Origin of the sequence: Pseudomonas sp. (assembly GCF_049653025.1) — a bacterium.
GTDB lineage: Bacteria > Pseudomonadota > Gammaproteobacteria > Pseudomonadales > Pseudomonadaceae > Aquipseudomonas.
In genome coordinates this window covers 38,750-59,123 of sequence record NZ_JBASFM010000009.1, presented here as the reverse complement: position 1 = coordinate 59,123, position 20,374 = coordinate 38,750, and the positions used below count along the sequence as shown (strand labels likewise).

Here is a 20,374-nt window from a genome sequence, read left to right as displayed (position 1 = left end):
TCACGCCTCGTCGCTGACGCTCTCCAGCGCTTGCAGTTCTACCTGCTCCAGGGCGTTGGTGGGCTCAAGGTTGACGCCCGCCAAGTCGCCGATCAGCTGCCACTGCTGATCCAGCTCGTTGTTGATCGCCAGCATGCGCTCGATCATCTTGTTGGCGGCCGCGTGCACGGCGCTGTCTTGCGAGTTGAGCAACTCGAACGACATCGCGGTAATGGATGCGGTCAGGTGGGTGAGGGTGCGCGCCGAGAGGCTGAGCAGCTCGGTCAGTTGCGCTTCCTTGGCAGTCATGGCCATCTCCTTATGAATCTCGCCTAGAGCTTAGCGCGAGCCATCGCCCAGTTGTTGGTGTTTCTTCCGGATGGCCTTTGCAGGCTCTCCGGCGGATCGGCCGTTCGCGATGTGGGTATTTAGCCGTTAGCCGACTGTGACGCGTTAGGCGAAACGGGCTTAAGCCGCGCCTGCACGCCGATCGCCGCATTTGCCTGATAAGCCTCGACACTTCAACGGCTTTCACGCCGAACATGGCATTTTGCCCCTATGGAAATGCCAGCAAGCCGCAGAATAGAGCCATCGAAATAAATTGACGCAACTTCATCGAGTGGCTATTTTCGTCGCCCTTACGCAAACGCTAATTATTCGTATTAGCATTAATTGTGGAGGTGAGGGTGAATGCATTGACGCGTGTCGCTCGTGGGGGCTCCCCTTGGAGCGGTAGCTATGCGCCCACTTATCGGTTTTATTCCCCCGAAGGTGGGGTTGAGGCCAGCGGTTGTTTCAAGGCCATCGCGACGCCTGCTGGTGAGGATGGCCATGGCGTTGAACGGGCGGTCGAGGCGGCCTTTGCCGAGGCCAAGGCCGCGGGCCTGAGCCAGCCGATGGTGGTCGGGGTGATTCCCTTCGACAAGCAGCAGCCGTCCAGCCTGTTTGTGCCCCGCCACGTTTCGCGCCTGCTACCGGTCGCGCCGCCGACCCGGGTCTGCGGTTTGCCTTGCGGCAAGGCCCGGCAATGCACCGAGCAGCCGGACCAGGCCGGCTTCAAGCAGGCCGTCGGTCGTGCCGTCGAAGTGCTGCGCGGCGGCCAGGTCAGCAAGGTGGTGCTGTCGCGGCTGTTGCAGCTGGAATTCGACAACGCACCCTGCGCCGCCACGGTGTTCCAGGGGCTGCGTCAGCAGAACCCCGAGGCCTATCACTTTTCCATGGACTTGCCGGATGGCGGCGTGCTGATCGGTGCCAGCCCGGAGCTATTGCTGCGTCAGCACGGTCGGCATTTCACCTCCAACCCGCTGGCCGGCTCGGCCAAGCGTCTGCCTGACCCGGCGGCCGATAAGCGGGTGGCGCAGGCGCTGCTGCAATCGACTAAGGACCTGCACGAACATCGCCTGGTGATCGAGGAGCTGGATCGCCAGCTGCGCCCGCTGTGCCGCAGCCTGAATGTGGCCGCTGCACCCTCGCTGCTGAAGACCGCCAGGCTCTGGCACCTGTCGACGCAGATCGCCGGCGAGCTGGCCACCCCGGCGTCCGCGCTGAGCCTGGCCTGCCGCCTGCACCCGACGCCGGCACTGTGCGGCTTCCCGACGGCGGCGGCCAAGCAATTGATCGCCGAACTGGAGCCCTTCGACCGTGGCGTATTTGGCGGCATCGTCGGCTGGAGTGATGCCGATGGCAACGGCGAATGGGCGGTGGTGATCCGCTGCGGCATCGTCGAGCACACCCGGGTCAGCCTGTTTGCCGGCGCGGGGCTGGTCACGGCGTCCTGTCCGGAGTCGGAGTGGCTGGAGACCGGCAACAAGCTCGGCACCATGCTCTCGGCCTTCGGTCTGCAACGGGAGGCGCTATGAGTTTGGTGCCTTTCACGCCCTGGCCGGCTGAGTTTGCCGCGCGCTATCGCCAGGCCGGCTATTGGCGTGGCGAGCCGCTGACGCAACTGCTGGATGCCCAGGTGCAGGCGCAGCCCGAGGCGATTGCGCTGATCTGCGGCGAACGCCAGCTGAGCTATGCCGAACTGGATGCGCAAGCCACTCACCTGGCCCAGCGCCTGGCCAATCAGGGTTTCGGCCCAGGTGATCGGGCACTGGTGCAGCTGGGCAATCAGGCCGAGTTCTATAGCGTCTTCTTCGCCCTGCTCAAGGCCGGTATTGCCCCGGTCAACGCGCTGTTCAGCCATAGTCGCCTGGAGCTGCTGGCCTACGCCGGGCAGGTGCGGCCACGGCTGTTTATCGGCAGTCGCCAGCATCCGCTGTTTGCCAATGACAGTTTCCTTGATGAATTACAGGCCGCGATTCCTGAACTCGATACCCTGCTGCTAGATGGCGATGCCGATTCTGCACGCGCGCTGAGCGCCTGGCTGCAGCCGGCTGCCGCGCTGCGTGCCTATGCACCGACGCCAGCCGATCAGGTGGCGTTCTTCCAGCTGTCCGGTGGCAGCACCGGTACGCCGAAACTGATTCCGCGCACCCATGACGACTACGCCTACAGCGTGCGCCGTAGCGTGGAAATCTGTGCACTTGACCGTGAGACCCGCTATCTCTGTGCGCTGCCGGCGGCGCACAACTTTGCGTTGAGTTCGCCCGGCGCGCTGGGGGTGTTGCATGCCGGCGGCTGCGTGGTGTTGGCGGCCGACCCGGGGCCGGCGACCTGCTTTCCGCTGATCGCCCGCCATCGGGTAAATGTCAGCGCCTTGGTGCCGCCGGCACTGTCGTTGTGGTTGCAGGCCGCTAGTGGGAAAGCGCCTGAGCTGGCCAGCCTGCAACTGCTGCAGGTTGGCGGGGCGCGCTTGCCGCAGGCTCAGGCGCAGCGCATCGGCAGCGAACTGGGTTGCCGTCTGCAACAGGTGTTCGGCATGGCCGAGGGCCTGGTCAATTACACCCGCCTCGATGATGACCAGGCACACGTATTCGGCACCCAGGGTTGCCCGATGAGCCCGGCCGATGAAGTGCGCGTACTCGACCGCGCCGGTAACCCGGTGGCGGTCGGCGAGATCGGCGCACTGCTGACCCGTGGGCCGTACACCATTCGCGGTTATTTCCAGAGCCCCGAACACAACGCCCAGGCCTTCGATGCCGAGGGCTTCTACTGCTCCGGCGATCTGGTGCGGCTGCGCGCCGACGGCTACCTGGAGGTGGTCGGGCGGATCAAGGACCAGATCAACCGCGGTGGCGAAAAGATCGCCGCCGAAGAAGTGGAAAACCTGCTGATGGCACACCCGGCGATCACCCACGCGGCGCTGGTGGCGATGCCCGATACGGCCCTGGGCGAGAAGAGCTGCGCCTTTGTGGTCAGCCGTGACCCGGCGCTCAAGAGTATTGCCCTGCGCAAGTTCTTACGTGGCCTGGGGCTGGCCGACTACAAGCTGCCCGACCGTTTCGAACACCTCGACAGGCTGCCCATGACCGCTGTCGGCAAGGTCGACAAGACCCGCCTGCGCCAGCGTATCGCCGCGCACCTGACTCCTACTGAATCATCCCCTTCTGAATAAGGAAATCCTAGCCATGGCTATCCCGGCTCTGCAGCCCTACAACATGCCCAGCGAATGGACGCCAAACAAGGTCCAGTGGACGCTTGATCCGGCCCGCGCGGTGCTGCTGATTCACGATATGCAGGCGTATTTCGCCGACTTCTGGGAGGCCGACAGCTCCTTCGTTCAGGCTCTGGTCGAGCGCCTGGCGGCCGTGCGCGCGCAGTGCAAAGCGCTGGGCATTCCGCTGGTCTACACCGCCCAACCGGGCGTGCAAAGCGACGCCGAGCGGGCGCTGCTCAACGACATGTGGGGGCCGGGCATCACCCAGCACCCCGAGCGCCAGGCGATCATCGCCGGGCTGGCCCCGGAACCGGACGACACGGTGCTGGTGAAGTGGCGCTACAGCGCCTTTCAGCGTTCGCCGCTGGAGCACATGCTCAAGGAGCTGGGGCGCGACCAACTGATCATCGGCGGCATCTACGCCCACATCGGCTGCCTGATGACCGCCTGCGACGCCTTTATGCGCGACATCCAGCCGTTCCTGCTGGCCGATGGCGTGGCCGACTTCAACCAGGCCGACCACCAGATGGCGCTGAATTACGTGGCGACTCGCTGCGGTCAGGTGATTCGCTGCGCCGAGGTGCTCAGCCTGGGCCGCGCGGCCGCACCGGCCTTGACCCGCGCCGCCTTGCAGGCGCGCCTGCTGAGCCTGCTGGATGAGCTGGACGAACCCTTCGACCCCGACGAGAACCTGCTCGACTACGGCCTGGACTCGATCCAGGTGATGGCGCTGCTCAGCGAGTGGCGCGCGCAAGGTCTGGAGCTGAGCTTTACCGACCTGGCCAAGACGCCGACGCTAAATGGCTGGTGGAGCCTGATCGAACAGCATGGCGGTGCCGCATGAGGCGCTTGGGTGTCGCCCAGCAGGGCCTGTGGCACGGTTATGTGCTGAATGAAGACCGCGCCATGTTCAACACCGCCGAATGCATCGCCTTCGCCGGCAAGATCCAGGCTGCGCAGCTGCTTGCCGCGTTGCGCCAGGCGGTCAGCGAGTGCGAAGCGCTGTCCGGGCATTTCGTGGTCGATAGCGAGCAGCTGTGGTTCAACCCGGCCGAGCTGCCGCTCAGCGTGGCGCAGGTGCAAATACCGGCCGGGGTCGACGCCCAGGCCTGGGTGCAGCAGTGGGGCATGGCCGAGATTCGCCAGCCGTTCGACCTGGAGCGCGAGTTGCCGTGCCGCTTCACCCTGTTGCAGGGCGAGCAGGTGGACTTCCTCTACGGCTGCATCCACCACATCGCCCTCGATGGCTATGGCAGTAACCTGCTCTATCAGCGCATTGCCGAGCTGTACGGTGCCGCAACGCGCGGTGAGCCGGCCGTGCCTTGCGCGTTCGGTGACTACGCTGCGGTGCTGAGTGAGGATGCCGAGCGCGAGAGCAATGGCCGCACGGCCGCCGCCCGCGACTACTGGCGCGAACAGCTCGGTGCGCTGCCTGAGGCGGTCAGCTTCAGTGAGCGTGTCGCGCCGATTTCGGCGACTTTCCTCCGTCATTCGGCGGTATTCCCGCCGGCGCTGTGGCAGGCCCTCAATCAACTGGCCGATGCTCACAAGTTGGGTTGGCCAGACCTGCTGCTGGCCGCACTGTCGGCGCAGCTGCGCCAGGTCAGCGGCAGCGCCGCCCAGGTGCTCGGCCTGATGGTGATGAACCGCATGGGCTCGGCCTCTTTCAACGTGCCCTGCATGCAGATGAACATTGCTCCGCTGTGTCTCGATCTGAGCGATCAGGCCAACCTGCTCGAGGCCGCGCAGAGCATCGGCAAACTGCGCCGCAGCAGCCGCAAGCATCAGCACTACCGCTATGAATCTCTGCGCCGCGACCTCGGTCGGGTCGGCGGCGAGCAGCGTCTGTTTGGCCCGCTGATCAATATCATGCCGTTCGACCGGCCGCAGACCTTCGGCGATTGCCCGGCGCGCACCCTGAGCCTGAGCGCCGGCCCGGTGGAAGACCTGACCCTGGAAGTGCACCTGGGTGCTAACGGTGTGCCGCTGCTGGATTACGACGCCAACCCGGCGTGCTACAGCCACGCGCAGGTACGGGCGCTGCAGGAGGAATTGTTCAGTCTGCTGGACGCCTGGCTGCAGGCCCCGCAACAGCCGCGTGATCAGCTGCTGAGCATCTGGAGCGCGCAGTATCGCGCGCAGCATCTGCTCAGCGCACCGGCCGCCGAGCAGGCGGCCATGGCCGAGGTCGGCAGCGTGCTGCTGGCCATCCGCGCCCAGGCCGAACGCCAGCCACAGCACCTGGCGCTGTGCCAGGGCGAGCGCCGCTTCACCTACGGCGAATTGCAGGCGCAGGCCGAAACCATCGCCGCCGCCTTGAGCGAACGTGGCGTGCAGCCGGGTGAGCGGGTCGGGGTGATGCTCAGCCGCAGCCCCGAGGCGATTGTCGCGCAACTCGGCGTGCTGCTGGCGGGGGCGGTGTATGTGCCGCTCGACCCGGAGCAGCCCGCTGAACGTCAGCGGCTGATCTGCACCACCGCGCAGCTGGCCCTGGTGGTCACCGAGGCGGCGTTCCGCCATCGCCTGGCCGATAGCTACAGCGGTTCGATCGAACTGGCTGGCGTGCTGCACAGCGCCAAGCGCCTCTGCGCGCCGCGTCAGGGCGAGGCAGCGGCCTACCTGATGTTCACCTCCGGCTCTACCGGTACGCCCAAGGGGGTGGAAATCAGCCACCGCGCGCTGGACCACTTTATCCAGGCGGCGCGTCTGCGTTATGGCGTGGATGCCACCGATCGCATGCTGCAGTTCGCCCCGTTCAACTTCGACGCCAGCATCGAGGAGGTGTTTGTCAGCCTTAGCGCCGGCGCGACGCTGGTGCTGCGTACCGATGCGCTGCTGGAGTCGATCAGCGCTTTTGTCGAGGGGCTCGAACAGCTGGCGATCAGCGTACTCGATCTGCCGACCGCCTTCTGGAACGAGTGGGTGGTGGCCCTGCGTGCCGGCCTGGTGCAGGTGCCGGCTGGGCTGAAGAGCGTGATCATCGGTGGCGAGGCGGTCTATCCCGAACAACTGACGGCCTGGCAGCGCATGGCCCCACCCGCGATTCGCCTGATCAATACCTATGGCCCGACCGAAACCACGGTGGTGGCGACCACCTGCGACCTGCAACACGTCGCGCCTGGCGGCGACAGCCTGCCGATTGGTCAGCCGCTGGCCGCCGTCACGGCGCTGGTGCTGGGCCGTGGCGAGCGTCCGGCGGAGGAGGGCGAGCTGCTGCTATGCGGCGCGCAATTGGCCAACGGTTATTTGTCCAATGGGGGCCGCGGCAGCGATTCGCAGGCCTTTGCCAGCTTGCTGATCGGCGCGCAGCAGACGCCGGTCTACCGCACTGGTGACCGGGTGCGGATAGAGGAAGGCCGGCTGGTTTACCTCGGCCGGCTGGACAACGAATTCAAGATCAGCGGCTATCGCATCCAGCCCGGCGAGGTCGAGTCGCGCTTGCTGGCCTTGAGTGGCGTCGACGAGGCCTGCGTGCAGGGCCTGGAACTGGGCGGCGGGTTGCGCCGGCTGGTGGCCTTTATCAGTGGCCCGCGGGATGACGTACGCGGCATTCGCCAGGAGCTGAGCAAGCTGCTGCCGGCGGCCATGGTGCCGACCGACTACCGGCATTACCCGGCATTGCCCCGCACGGCGACCAACAAGCTCGACCGCAAGCGCCTGCAGACGGAGTACCTGCAAGGCTCGCGCGAGCAGGCGCTGGACGATGAGACCCAGCAACGGGTGCGCAGCATCTGGCAGCAGATTCTCGGTGTCAGCGCGATTCAGGCCGCCGACAACTTCTTCGAATTGGGCGGGCAGTCGCTGCAGACCATCCAGATCGTCAACCGCCTGGCCAGTGAGTTCGGTACGGCGGTGAAGGTCTCCGATGTTTTCGATCACCCACGGCTGGCGGACTTCTGCCACTTCCTCGACAGCCGCGTGCTGCAGAGCGAGGCGCAGGTGGAACAGGTCTGGTAAGGAGCAAGTAGATGAACAGGCAAATGGACTTCAGCGGTCAGACCATCTGGGTCACCGGTGCCGGCCAGGGCATTGGCCGCAGCGTGGCGGAGGGGTTTGCCCAGTTGGGCGGGCAGGTGATCGGCTTCGACCTGAGCTTCCCCGAGCAGCACTACGGCTTTACCCCCTATGTGCTGGATATTGGCGATGCCCAGGCGGTGCAGCAGGCCTGCTTTGAGCTGCTGGGTGCCCACGGGGTGATCGATGTGCTGGCCAGCGTCGCCGGCGTGCTGCGTCTGGCACCGATCGAGGAGCTGGCGCTGGAGGACTGGGACGCCTGCCTGCGGGTGAATGTCTCCGGGCCGTTCTACCTGCTGCGCCAGCTGATGCCGCGCTTCAAGGCCTGGCGGCGCGGCGCGGTGGTGGCGGTGAGCAGTAACGCGGCGCATGTGCCGCGCATGCAGATGGCCGCCTACAGCGCATCGAAGGCGGCCTTGAGCAGCCTGATCCGCACCGCCGGCCTGGAGCTGGCGACCCATGGCGTGCGCTGCAACCTGGTGTCGCCGGGTTCCACCGATACACCGATGCAGCGCGGCATGTGGCACAGCAGCGACGCCGCGGCGCGCACCATCGCCGGCTTTCCCGAGCAGTTCAAGCTGGGTATTCCGCTGCAGAAAATCGCCACCCCGGAAGAGGTCGCCAGCGTCGTGCTGTTCCTGGCCTCGAGCCTGGCCAGCCACATCACCCTGCAAGACATCGTGGTCGACGGCGGCGCAAGCCTGACCGACTAAGAGCGAGTTCTGAGAGGACGTACATGGACACTAATATCATCGGCCTGCTGAGTCAGCTGGCCCGCCAGGGCGTGCAGCTGAGTCTGAATGCCCAGGGCCAGCTGGTTTCCCAGTCGAGCAAGGACGCCATCACCGCAGAGCTGGGCCAGCTGATTCGCGCGAACCGCGACGCCATCGTCACTTGTCTGGCTGCCGCCAACGCGTTTGCCGCGCCGATCCAGGCGCAGCAGACGGCGAGCGGCCCGCTGTCGTCGTCGCAGAGCGGCCTGTGGTTTATCGAGCAGTACGAGGAAAGCTCGCACCTGTACAACATGCCGGTGTACTTCCGCCTGACGGGCGAGCTGGATGTGCCGGCGCTGGCGTTTGCCTTCGATGCGCTGGCGCAGCGCCACGCCAGCCTGCGCACGCGCTTTGTGCGCAATGCCCAGGGCCGTGGCGAACAGCAGATCTTGTCGCAGCGGCCGCTGCAACTGGACGTTGAGGATTTGTCCGCCCTCGAGTTACCCGCCCGTGAAGCGCAGGTGGCGCAACGGGTGCGCGAGGAGATCAACCGGCCCTTCGACCTCACCACGGGCGAGCTGACCCGCGTGCACCTGCTGCGCCTTGGCTCGCGTGAGCATGTGCTGCTGATCACCCAGCACCACATCATCTCCGACGGCTGGTCGGTGAAGAACATGTTTGCCGACCTCAAAACCGCGTTTCTGGCCTTTCAGAATCGCCAGCCATTGAACTGGCAAGCGCCGGCGCTGAACTACATCGACTACGCCCGCTGGTTCAATTCGCCGCTGTTCCGTGACTACCACGAGCAGTTCAAACCGTTCTGGGTCGAGCGCCTGCGTGGCATCGCCGATGTGCACAGCCTGCCGCTGGACAAGCCGCGCCCGGCGCATCAGGCCAGTGGCGGCGAGCTGGTCTTTTCGACCATCGACAACGCGCTGTGGGCACGCTTCAAGCAGCTCTGCCAGCGCCACAACACCTCGCCCTTTATCGGCCTGCATGCGCTGTTCGCGCTGCTGCTGGCGCGCCACAGTGGCGAGCGCGACATCGTTATCGGCACGCCGTTGGCCTACCGCGAGCGCCCGGATATCGAAGGGCTGGTGGGCTTTTTCGTCAACACCCTGGTGCTGCGTACCCAGCTGCCCGAGCGGCAGAGTTTTAGCGATTACCTGCAGGCCTGTCGCAAGGACGATCTGGAAGCCTTCGACCACCAGCTGTACCGCTTCGAGGCACTTAGCGAGGCACTCGGCATGGATCGCCACACGGCGATCAACCCGATCTTCCAGATCATGCTGGTGTACCAGGCGCGGGTCGATTTCAACGACCTGATCCCCGGCTGTCAGGCGATCGAGGAAACCTCGCCGGTGCTGCCGGCCAAGACCGATATCTCGGTCAAGGTCACCGAGTTGATGGACTCGGTCCGCGTCGACTGGCTATACGCCACGGCGCTGTTCGAGCACGCCACTGTCGAGCGTTATGCCGAGCGCCTGCTGGTGCTGCTGGAAGCGGTGGTCGAACAGCCGGATATGGATATCTGGGCGCTGCCGTTGCTCGATCAACCGCTGTTGCAGGCAACCGCCGCGCGCCTGGCCGCGCTGCCTCGCGAGTATCCCAATCGGCGTACGGCGCTGGGTCTGTTCGAGGACATGGCGCGGCTGCATCCGCAGCGCCCAGCCCTGGGCATTGGCGAGCAGGCGATAAGCTATGCCGAACTGGATGCGCGGGCCAACCGCCTGGCGCATTGGCTGCTGAGTCAGGGCTGCGGCCCGGGTGCGCTGCTGGGCGTACTGGCGCGCCGGGAGAATGCCTTCGCGGTGGCGGTCATGGCCACCTGGAAAATCAACGCCGCCTACGTGCCGCTAGACCCGGCCTACCCGCGTGAACGTTTGCAGCACATCCTCGGCGATGCCGGTATCGAGCTGATCGTCGCCCAGGGCGAGCCGCCGTTCGCGCTGGACGCCGGGGTGCGCTGGGTCGATCTGCAGGATGCCAGCTTGCAGGCGCAACTGGACGGCCTGCCGCCGACCACGCCGGCGCTCGGCCACGACCCGCAGCAGCTCGCCCAGGTGATCTACACCTCCGGCTCCAGCGGTTTGCCCAAGGGCGTGATGGTCGAGCAGGGCAGCCTGGTCAACCTGCTGCAGGACCACGCCCAGCGCCTGCAACTGGGCTGCGAGGCACGCATGTTCAACTGCATGTCGCTGTCCTTCGACGCCGGCAATATGTGTGCGCTGCTGCCGCTGACCCAGGGTGCGAGCCTGATCTGGGGCGACCCGGACGAAGGCCTGTTGGAACAGCTCGAGCGCAGCGCCAGCAGTCATATGATCTGCCCCACAGCATTGCTAGCGACCCTGCCCGAGCGTGAGTTGCCGGCTTTGCAGGCCATCGGCTTCGGCGGTGAGGCCTGTCCGACCGGGCTGATCGAGCGCTGGGCCGGGCGGGTGCGCCTGATCAATATGTACGGGCCGACTGAGGCCACGGTGACCGCGCTGTGCAAGCACCTACAGTCCGGTAGCAGTCTGAGCATCGGTACGCCAATCGACGGCATGCAGGCGCTGATCCTCGACGAGCTGGGCAACCTCTGCCCGGTTGGCGTGCCGGGCGAACTCTGTCTGGCCGGCCTGGGCCTGACGCGCGGCTACCTGAACCAGCCGCAGCGCACGGCGGTAGTATTCCGTGAACATAGCGTGGCCGGCGTCACTCTGCGCCTGTACCACAGCGGCGACCGCGCCCGGTTGTTGGGCAATGGTGACTATGAATACCTGGGCCGGCTCGACGAGCAGATCAAATTGCGCGGCTACCGCATCGAGCCGGGGGAGATCGAAACCCAGCTGAGCCTTAGCTGCCCGGCGCTGCAACAGGTCAAGGTGCTGGTGCTGCGCGATGGCCAGCGCCAGGCTCTGGTCGCCTATGCGGCGCTCAAGCCCGGTGCAGCGCAGCCGGTGGTCGAGGCGGTGCTGCACGACGTGGCGCAGCGCCTGCCGGAATATATGGTGCCGAGCAGCCTGGTGCTGCTTGAACAGATGCCGCTGACGCCAAACGGCAAGCTCGATCTGCGCCAGCTGCCGAAGATCGTCCTGGCCGCCGGCGGCGAACATACGCCGCCGGCCAATCCGCTCGAGGCCGAGATTCTGGCCATCTGGCAGGCCGTGTTGAACCAGCCGCTGGGCGTGCAGAGCGACTTCTTCCAGCTGGGTGGCGATTCGATCCTGAGTATCCAGCTGACCACTCGCCTGCGCGACGCCGGCTACCCCTGCTCGGTCAAGGAGGTGTTCGAGGCCAAGACCGTGCGCCGCCTGTGCCGGGTGCTGGGCAGCAAGCGCGAAGCGGTCGCGGTGCAGGCCGAACAGGGCGTGCTCCTCGGTGAATTCCCCTTGCAGCCGATTCAGCGCTGGTTCTTCGAGCAGCCGCTGGCCACCCCGCAGCACTGGAACCAGGGCGTATTGTTGCGCCTGCCGGATGGTGTTGGGACGACGCAGTTGCGCGGTTATCTGCAGCAGCTGTTGCAGCACCACGATGCCCTGCGCCTGGCGGTGACGCCGACCAGTCAGCGTTACCTGGAGAATCTGCCGCTGGCGGCACCTGAAGTTCTCGATTACGCCGAACTGGGCGATGCCGGTTTGCAGGCAGCGCTGACCGAGCTGCAGAGCCACTTCGAGCCGATGCTGGGGCGCAGCCTTAGCTGGGCGCTGGTGGAAAACCTGCCGCAGGGTCGCGGACTGTTTATCGCCTGCCACCATCTGGTGGTCGATGCGGTGTCCTGGCGCATCCTCGCCGATGACCTGGCGCGTCTGCATCGGGGCGAAGCGCTGCCAGCCAAGACCAGCAGCTACCGCCAGTGGGGCCAGGGTCTGACCGCCTATGTGCTGCAAGCCGGCGCGCAGCTGCGCTTCTGGCGCGAGCGCATGGCGGCAATGGACTACCGCATTGCGCCTGACTGGATCAGCGCCGAGCCGACCCAGGTGCACCTGCTTGAGCTGGAGCCGGCGTTGACCCAGCAGCTCAGTCAGCACGCCACCCAGGTATTTGCCTGCGAGGTGCGCAGTCTGCTGCTGGCCGCGTTGACCCGCACGCTTAGCGAAATGGGCTTGGGACAGCGTCAGTGGATTCTGCTGGAAGGCCATGGCCGCGAGTCGATTGACCCGAGCCTGGACGTCAGCCGCACCCTGGGCTGGTTCACCAGCATGTACCCACTGGTGCTGGATGATCAGGCGGACTGGGCGCAGCTGATCGCGCAATGCGCCGAGCAGCTGCGCCAGGTGCCGGACAAGGGTGTCGGCTATATGCCATTGCGCGCCAGCCTGGCGCAACCCAACCCCTTGCCGCTGCCGCCGGTGGCGTTGAACTACCTGGGCAGCGCGCGCAGCGGCCAGGGCGATTGGCAGCCGCTGCCTATCGCGCCGGGCCGGCCGAGTGCGGCAGACAACCGTTCGGCGGAGCTGATCAGCCTGCACGGCGGGATTTTCGATGGTCGCCTGACCCTGCGGCAGATCGGCTGTTTGCGCGGCGATCTCAGCGAGCAGCTGTTGCAGCGTCTGCGTCAGCACCTGAGTGAGCTGGCCAGGCTGGCTATGGTGGTGCAGCCATGACAGTCATGCAGCAGAACCTCGGCGTGCCGCTGGGCACGCACCTGGCGCAGGTGTTTGCCGAGCATGCGGATGCCATGGCGCTGGGCTGGTCTGGCCAGCGTTACAGCTACGCGCGCCTGGCCGCGCGCACCGCGGCGATTGCCGCGCAACTGAGCGCATACGGCGTAGCGCCGGGCGCGCGGGTTGGCCTGTACCTGCAACGCTCGGCCGACCTGTTGGCGGCGACGCTGGCTTGTTTGCATAACGGTTTGTGCTTTGTGCCGCTGGATCCGGAGTTCCCCCTTGAACGGTTGCAGGGCATTGCCGACGACGCCGAACTGGCGCTGGTGCTGCAGGATGCCCAGGGCCAGGGCCGCTTCGCCATGCCGAGCTTGTATCTGCGGGCGGGTGAAGGCGGCGAGCTGAGCTGGCCGGCGCTGAATGAGCAACTGCCGGCTTATATGATGTTTACCTCGGGCTCCACCGGACGGCCCAAGGGCGTGGTGATCAGTCGCCGCGCCCTGGCCAATTTCCTCAGCGCCGCCAGCCGCCGGCTGCAGCTGGGCAGCGCCACCCGCTGGCTGTTTATCACCACCCCGGCCTTCGATATCTCCCTGTTGGAAATGCTCGGCCCGCTGTGGGCCTGCGGCGCGCTGGAAGTGGTCGGCAATTCGGTACATAAGGACCCGGACGCGCTGCTCGCGCTACTGGCCGAGCGTCCCGAGATCAACACGTTGCAGGCCACTCCGGCGTTCTGGCGCATGCTGCTCAAGGCTGGCTGGCCTGGGCGCGCCGGGCTGACCGCGCTGTGCGGCGGCGAGGCGCTGGATGCGCCCCTGGCCGAGCGCCTGGCCCCGCTGGTCGGCCAATTGTGGAATTGCTACGGCCCCACCGAGGCCACCGTCTGGTCGCTGATGGCGCAGGTGCAGTTGCCTCTCGGCGAGCAGGGCGTGCTGCTGCGCCAGTCCCTCGATGGCTATCACCACTGGGTGCTGGACGAGGCTGGCGAAGCCTTGGCAATCGGCGGCGAGGGCGAGCTGTGCATCGAGGGGCCGTCACTGGCCAGTGGTTATTGGGCGCGGGCGGATTTGACCGCGCAGAGCTTTATTGCCTGGCAAGGTCGCCAGCTGTATCGCACCGGTGACCGTGTGCAGCGGGTCGGCGAAGACGCCTATCGCTATCTGGGCCGGCGCGACGAGCAGATCAAGCTACGCGGCTTTCGCATCGAACTGGGCGAGATCGAAGTCTGTCTGCGCCGTATCGACGGCGTGCAAGACGCGGCGGTCAGGCTGCATGGCAGCGGCGATGAGGCTTGCCTGGTTGCTTACGTGGAACTGCGCGAGGGCGCTGGTCTGGGCCGTATGAGCATTCGCCGCGCGCTGCAGCAGCGGTTGCCGCACTACATGATTCCGGGGCGCATTCTGCTGCTGGACAGTCTGCCGAAAACGGCCAGTGGCAAGTTGGATCGCAAGCGCCTGCCGGTGCCAGAGGACATTTAGCAGCCGCAGTGGCTGCGTGAGGTATGTGTAGGAGGGGCTTTAGCCGCGAGCTTTACCAACGGCATTCGCGGCTAAAGCCCCTCCCACAAGTGCTAACGCGTCTAACCGTTCAGTTTTTAAGCGGCTGGGCGTCGGCTTTGCCGAGCAGCTGTTCGATATCGGCGATCACCTGCAAGGCGGCCTGCGGGCCGCCGAGCGAAGTCCACAGCGAACCATCGACTGCGCCGAAGCGCTGGCCCTGGATTGCCGACAGCTGTTTGAACGCTGGGGTCTGTTCGGCCTGTTGCAGGGCTTCCACCGCCTCGCCGCTGGTGCTCAGGGTGCCGATCACCAGCCAGTCGGCGTCCAGCAGTTGCAGCGATTCCAGGCTCAGGGCCATGGAATGGGTGTGGCCGGGGTCCTGCTGGTAGCTCGGGCGTTGCAAACCTACGTCGCCGATTACGCTGCTGGCGAAGGCATCCTTGAACATATAGGACGGGCCCTTGGGGTTCCAGCGCACGATGCTGAAAGTCTCACCCTGATGTGCCTTCAAGCGTTCACGGGCCTCGGCGGCGCGGGCGTTGTAGCGTTCCAGCAGGGCCTCGGCGGCGGCGCTGCGATTGAGCGCCTGGGCGGTGCGTTGCAGGCTTTCCTGCCAGGGCTTGGCCCAGGCGAAGGTGATCACCGTGGGGGCAATTTCATTGAGAATCGCCAGTTGTTCGGGTTTTACCGGGCCGGTGAGGATCAGGTCGGGCTCCAGTTCCAGCAGGGTCTCCAGGTTCGGGTTGTCGATATCGCCAACCACCTTGATCCCGGCTACTGCTTGGCTGTCGAGGTAACGCGGTGGCGCGGCCTGGCCACGGCCGTTAATCGTGCCGACCGGGGTGATGCCTAGGGCCAGCGCCGCATCCAGATCCAGTTCACTGAGGGTGATTACCCGCTGCGGTGCACTTGGCACGCTGACCGGGTTGCCGAAGGCGTCTTCGACCTGGCGGGTGTCGGCCATGGCGGCCGTGCTTAACAGCTGGCTGACCAGCAGCAGGGGCAGGCTCCAGCGCAATACAGTAGTCATCGGATTAGTCCTGTTTAGGGTGGGCGGGCTTGCGTCGGCGCGGCACCACCACCGGGGCACCGTCATCGGGTGCCGCGAGGATGTCCACGTCGGTGTGGTAGAGCTGGTCGATCAGGGTCTTGTTGATCACCTCGCGGGCCGGGCCAATGGCGGCGATACGGCCGTTGTCGAGGGCGATGATTTCATCGCAGTAGCGCGCGGCCACACCCAGGTCGTGAATCACGATCAGCACGGTGCGGCCTTCGCCGACGATATTGACGACCGCCTCCATGACCTCGGCTTGGTGACCGATATCCAGGGCACTGGTGGGTTCGTCGAGCAGCACCAGGTCGGTGTTCTGCGCCAGGATCATGCCCAGCCAGGCGCGCTGCGCCTGGCCGCCGGACAGCGAGGAGGCCACCTGCTGCCAGATATCCTGCAGCTGCATGGCGTCGCGGGCGCGGGCGACCTGGCGGGCGTCTTCCGCGCTCCACTGGTTGAACCAGCCCTGGTGCGGATGGCGGCCGTATTGCACCAGCTGCTCGACGCGAATGCCTTCGGCCATTACCGGGCGCTGCGGCAGAAAGGCCAGCTCGCGGGCCAGAGCCTTCATTGCATAGCGTTGCAGCGGCGTGCCGTTGAGCTCGACCTGGCCGCCCTGCAACGGCAGTTGCCGCGCCAGCAGCTTGAGCAGGGTGGATTTGCCGCTGCCGTTGGGCCCGACAATGCCGATCAGCTTGCCCTTGGGCAGCTCGAACGAGACGTCCTGCAACACGCTCTTGGCCTGGTAGGCAAAGCTCAGGTTGTGCGCGCGCAGTTGTGGATGTAACAGCGGAGGGAGCAGCGTCATCAATCGGAGCCTTTGCGGTCTTTGAGCAACAGGATCAGCAACAGAACGCCGCCGAGCAGGCGGGTCATGGTCCCGGTGGGGATTTCCTCGGGCTGCGCCAGTAGGCGCACCAGGATGTCGCTGCCCACCAGCAATACCGCGCCGCACAGTGCCGCCAGCCAGATCGGCGCGAGGTGATCGCGGGCCAGCCAGGAAGCGATGATCGGTGCGGTCATGGCAATAAACACCACCGGCCCGCCGATGGCCGTACCCAGCGCCGCCACCAGAATCGCTACGCCAAGCACCGCCAGTTGCAGCGCCGCGACCCGGATGCCGAGGTTCTGCGCCGTCGCCTCACCGAAGCGCAACAGTGCCAGCGGGCGGTTAAGCCAGGCCAGCAGCGGACAGAGCGCCAGCAGAATCAGCGCAATCGGCGCAACCGTCTGGTAGCTGGCCCCGGCGAAGTGGCCCATGGTCCACAGGTAGATGCTGCCCAGGTGCACCAGCGGTTGCGTGGCCATCATAAAATCACCGATGGCCCCGAGCAGCTCCGACAGGGCGATGCCGATCACGATAAACAGGTAGCCCTGCTCGCCGGGGCGGCGGCACAGCACGAACAGCGCCACCGCGGCCAGCGCCGCGCCCAGGGGCGAAGCCCACCAGGGCCAGCTGCCAACAGTCAAGTAGAGGGCAAAGCCGATCACCGCCAGCGACGCGCCCTCGTTGACCCCGACCATGTCCGGGGTGGCCAGGCGGTTGCGCACCAGGGTCTGGATCAGACAACCGGCCATGCCCATGGCCAATCCTGCGATCAGCACGGCGGCGACGCGTGGCATGCGGATCTTGAACACCATGATGTCGTCGAGCCTGCTGCCCTGGCCGCTTAGCGTGGCCAGTACCTCGAGCACACCCATACGCCCGGAGCCGAGGCTGATGGCCGCGACCACCAGTGTCAGCAGCACGCTCAGCACCAGCAGGCTGAGCAGCCAGGTGCGCCGATGCAGCAGCAGGTTCAGTCGGCCCAGGCGCAGATGCCAGAGCCCGGAGGGTTGATGGCTGGGCATGTTTATTTCACCGCCAATAGAGAACGGAAGCCGCCGCGCAGGACGATGGCGATCAAGGCCGGTGCGCCCAGTGCAGCCAGCAGGGTGCCGACCGGTAGCTCGTAGGGTTGCACCAGCCAGCGCGCGAGGATGTCGGCGGCGAGCAGAAACAGCATGCCGAATAGGCTGGAGAACAGCAGCTGGCGCAGCAGCGCCACCGGCTCCAGCAGGCGTGCGCAGTAGGCCGCGAGGAAGCCGACAAAACTGATCGGCCCGGCCAGGGCGATGGCGCAGGCGGTCAGCAGGGTCGCGGCGAGCAATACGCCGATGCGCACCCAGGTGGTCGAGATGCCCAGGGCGCGAGCCTGGCTGTCGCCCATCTGCATCAGCGTCAGTTGCCGGCAGAGCAGGGCGGCGAGCACCAGGCCGAGCAGCGCCAACGGGCTGACTGTGCTCACTGCCGACAGCTCGGAGGCCGACAGCGAGCCGAGGTTCCAGTAACGGAACTGCTCCAGCGCCACTCGGGTGCGCAGCAGCAGAAAGTTGGCGATGCCGCCGAACACCGCCGCCAGGGCCATGCCGGCGAGGATCAGCTTGAGCGGGCTGGCCTGGCCGAGCAGTACGCCGATGCCGAGCACCAGCAGGTTGCCCAGCAGCGCGCCGGCACCGGCCCAGAGCAGGTAACCCTGGGTTGATTCGACGCCAAAGTAGATCAACCCGACCACTAGACCGAGCACCGCACCGGCATTCACCCCGAGCAGGCCGGGTTCGGCCAGTGGGTTACGGGTGGCGCTCTGCAACAGGGTGGCGGCCAGCGCCAGGCTGCTGCCGACCAGCAACGCGGCGAGGGTGCGCGGCAGGCGCAGGCTGTCCACCACCATGGCCAGCTTGTCGTCGAGCAGGCGCGCGGGATCGCCGAGCAGGTAGCCGAGCACATCCGCCGCGCCGTATTGCCCCGCGCCGGTGGCCAGCGACAGCGCGAGCAGGCCGAGCAGCAACAGGCTGCCGCCGAGCAGAACCTGGCGTTGTCTGGTATTGAGGGCGTAGGGAAGTCCGCGCATAAGTCCGTTACATCGAATTCGGGTACCCCGGCGCAAACCGCCGGGGTACGGGTGTTACAAAGGATTTACAGGTCGTAGCTAAAGCCGACAAATACGGTGCGGCCCATCAGGATATGGTCGATGGACTGGGCAACGTCGTCACGTTTGGTGTTGGTCAGGTTGTTCAGGCCGGCCGTGAGCGCGAGCTCCTTGGTTGCCTGGAACTTGCTGCCCAGGCTCAGGGTGGCGTACGCCCCCGATTCGACGCTGGCAACCTGGCCCGGCACCACCAGCATCTGGCTGCCGGTGTACTGGTAATCCAGGTTGAAGCCGAGCTGGGTCAGGGCCTGCCAGTCGAGGCCGATATTGGCCATATGCTGCGGGCTGTAGTTCAGCGGCTCGTCGGTGTCGCGGTTCTCGGCGTCGGAGTAGGTGTAGTTGGCGCGTGCGGCCAGGGCCTCGGTGAAGGCGTAGCGGCCCTGCAACTCGTAGCCCTGGATGCGTGCTTCGCTGACGTTGGTGTAGGTCATGACTTTCGGACGGTAGAGCGGCGGACGCCAGCTGTCGCTGACGATCATGTCGTCGACATCGTTGTTGAAGAACATGATGCCGGCCTGGATGCGCTCATCCTGGTACAGGGTACCCAGCTCGTAGCTGACCGAGGTCTCGGGTTTCAGGTCCGGGTTGCCGACGATCTGGCACATGCCACGGCAGGCCAGCACGCTGTAGGTTTCGTCGGACTGGGTAATGTCCGGGGCCTTGAAGGCCTTGCCGGCACCGCCCTTGATCACCCAGCTGTCGGTGAGGTTGTAGATGCCGTAGAGGCGCGGGCTGAACTCGCCGCCATACACCTCGTGGTCATCCCAGCGGCCGCCCAGGGTGACGTCGAGGGCACCGAGGGAGAATTCGTCCTGCAGGTAGATGGCCTGCTGGTCGACCTCGGTTTCGTTGCCGAGGTTCTGCGTGTGGGTCAGGCTGGTGCGGCGCAGTTCGCTGCCGGCGGTCAGCAGGTGGCTGCCCAGGCTGGCCGAGATCTGGCCATCGACGGTGTGGTTCTTTTGCTCCACTTCGCCGATGCGTTTGCGCAGCTTGGTCATGATTTCCGAGTCGTCGGTCAGCTCGACGTCTTCGTAGTAGTAGCGCACGCGCGAATTGAAGCTGTCCCAGTTGCCGTTGTGGGCCACGCCGAAGGTGGTGCGCTCCATCTCCTGCACGTTGGTGGTCAGGCGCGTGGCGGCTGGGGCCAGTGCGTTGTTCCAGTGGGCCTTGCGGTCATCCTCGCGGTGGCTGGCGTCGAAGTCGATGCTCTGCTGCTCGTCGAGCAACCAGCTCAGCGAACCCAGCACGCTGGTGCCCTGGCGCTGCTCGGCGGCGTCGGTGCCGTCGAGGCTGAGCTGGTCGGACTGCCAGGCGGCCTGGTCGGTCGATTGCACCACCAGGTTGCCCAGCAGCTTCTCGTCGATCAGCGCACCGCTGAGGTAGCCGCTGGCCTGGTGCACGTCGCCGTTGTCGCCTTCGGTCGGGTGCTCGTAGCTGTAGGCCACGCCGGCCTCGGTGGCGTTGCTCGGCTGACGCAGGATGATGTTGACCACGCCGCCCAAGGCATCGGCACCGTACAGCGAGGACATCGGGCCACGGATCACTTCGATACGCTCGACGGCGGCCATCGGAATCGAGGACAGGTCGAAGTCGTTGGCGTAGTTGGAGGTCAGTGCGTCACGCGAGTTGATCCGACGGCCGTTGACCAGCAGCAGGGTGTAGTCCGAATCCATGCCGCGAATCTTGATCTCCTTGCGGCCATAGGCCGAGGAGGTGTTGATATGCACGCCTGGCAGGCGCTTGACCGCGTCGGCCAGGTCATAGACCGGCATTTTTTCAAGTTCGGCGCGGGTGATGACCGAGGCGCTGGCCGGCACGCTCAGCTCGCTGTGCGCGGTCTGGGTGGCGGTGACGATGCTGTCTTCCAGGGTCAGCGTGGTCTCGGCCAGTGCGGCAAAGGGCAGCAGAGTGCCTAACAGCCCCAGAGACAGGTGGCGATGGCGGTTGATGCTTCTTACAAAAGACATGACAGGACCCATTGTTAGTAGTGTTGGCTCGTGTGCAGCTGATCACTGGTGACCGGCG

13 protein-coding genes are annotated in these 20,374 nt (G+C 65.8%); 7 read left to right on the top strand and 6 right to left on the bottom strand.

Annotated features, from left to right (window positions below):
• Window positions 1-288 carry a hypothetical protein gene (locus WBK23_RS09265; RefSeq protein WP_424483690.1) on the bottom strand — a complete coding sequence of 96 codons (288 nt, stop codon included), beginning with the start codon at window positions 286-288 and terminating at the stop codon, window positions 1-3.
• Window positions 289-665: 377 nt separating this feature from the next.
• On the opposite strand from WBK23_RS09265, the gene WBK23_RS09260 reads away from it, so the two are divergent.
• Genes WBK23_RS09260 through WBK23_RS09230 form a run of 7 tightly spaced genes read left to right on the top strand, consistent with a single transcriptional unit; the run spans window position 666 to window position 14,308 of the window.
• Window positions 666-1,838 carry an isochorismate synthase gene (locus tag WBK23_RS09260; RefSeq protein ID WP_424483689.1) on the top strand — a complete coding sequence of 391 codons (1,173 nt, stop codon included), beginning with the start codon at window positions 666-668 and terminating at the stop codon, window positions 1,836-1,838.
• Window positions 1,835-3,475: a (2,3-dihydroxybenzoyl)adenylate synthase gene (locus tag WBK23_RS09255; RefSeq protein WP_424483688.1), complete on the top strand. Its 1,641-nt coding sequence runs from the start codon at window positions 1,835-1,837 to the stop codon at window positions 3,473-3,475. The genes WBK23_RS09260 and WBK23_RS09255 overlap by 4 nt, the downstream gene beginning before the upstream one ends.
• 13 nt (window positions 3,476-3,488) lie before the next feature.
• Complete coding sequence (locus tag WBK23_RS09250; RefSeq protein ID WP_424483687.1) at window positions 3,489-4,361, top strand: isochorismatase family protein; 873 nt, start codon at window positions 3,489-3,491, stop codon at window positions 4,359-4,361.
• Window positions 4,358-7,474, top strand: a complete 3,117-nt coding sequence (locus WBK23_RS09245; protein WP_424483686.1) for an amino acid adenylation domain-containing protein — start codon at window positions 4,358-4,360, stop codon at window positions 7,472-7,474. Before WBK23_RS09250 ends, WBK23_RS09245 begins: the two co-directional genes overlap by 4 nt.
• Window positions 7,475-7,485: 11 nt before the next feature.
• Complete coding sequence (gene dhbA / locus WBK23_RS09240; RefSeq protein ID WP_424483685.1) at window positions 7,486-8,244, top strand: 2,3-dihydro-2,3-dihydroxybenzoate dehydrogenase; 759 nt, start codon at window positions 7,486-7,488, stop codon at window positions 8,242-8,244.
• A 23-nt stretch (window positions 8,245-8,267) separates the two neighbouring features.
• Window positions 8,268-12,830 (top strand): amino acid adenylation domain-containing protein, encoded by a 4,563-nt coding sequence (locus tag WBK23_RS09235; protein ID WP_424483684.1) that lies wholly within the window; start codon window positions 8,268-8,270, stop codon window positions 12,828-12,830.
• Window positions 12,827-14,308 (top strand): amino acid adenylation domain-containing protein, encoded by a 1,482-nt coding sequence (locus WBK23_RS09230; protein ID WP_424483683.1) that lies wholly within the window; start codon window positions 12,827-12,829, stop codon window positions 14,306-14,308. Before WBK23_RS09235 ends, WBK23_RS09230 begins: the two co-directional genes overlap by 4 nt.
• Before the next feature lie 109 nt (window positions 14,309-14,417).
• Here WBK23_RS09230 and WBK23_RS09225 read toward each other — a convergent pair whose 3' ends face one another.
• The 5 genes from WBK23_RS09225 to WBK23_RS09205 all read right to left on the bottom strand — a co-directional run bounded on the left by WBK23_RS09225 (window position 14,418) and on the right by WBK23_RS09205 (window position 20,316).
• Window positions 14,418-15,359, bottom strand: coding sequence for an iron-siderophore ABC transporter substrate-binding protein (locus WBK23_RS09225; RefSeq protein ID WP_424483682.1), 942 nt, complete (start codon window positions 15,357-15,359; stop codon window positions 14,418-14,420).
• Window positions 15,360-15,363: 4 nt separating this feature from the next.
• Window positions 15,364-16,188, bottom strand: coding sequence for an ABC transporter ATP-binding protein (locus WBK23_RS09220; protein ID WP_424483681.1), 825 nt, complete (start codon window positions 16,186-16,188; stop codon window positions 15,364-15,366).
• Window positions 16,188-17,231 carry a FecCD family ABC transporter permease gene (locus WBK23_RS09215; RefSeq protein ID WP_424483680.1) on the bottom strand — a complete coding sequence of 348 codons (1,044 nt, stop codon included), beginning with the start codon at window positions 17,229-17,231 and terminating at the stop codon, window positions 16,188-16,190. Before WBK23_RS09215 ends, WBK23_RS09220 begins: the two co-directional genes overlap by 1 nt.
• A 2-nt stretch (window positions 17,232-17,233) precedes the next feature.
• Window positions 17,234-18,271, bottom strand: a complete 1,038-nt coding sequence (locus tag WBK23_RS09210) for a FecCD family ABC transporter permease (protein ID WP_424483679.1) — start codon at window positions 18,269-18,271, stop codon at window positions 17,234-17,236.
• A gap of 65 nt (window positions 18,272-18,336) precedes the next feature.
• The gene (locus WBK23_RS09205; protein ID WP_424483678.1) at window positions 18,337-20,316 is read right to left on the bottom strand and encodes a TonB-dependent receptor domain-containing protein; all 1,980 of its coding nucleotides are present in this window, start codon (window positions 20,314-20,316) and stop codon (window positions 18,337-18,339) included.
• Window positions 20,317-20,374: the final 58 nt, after the last annotated feature.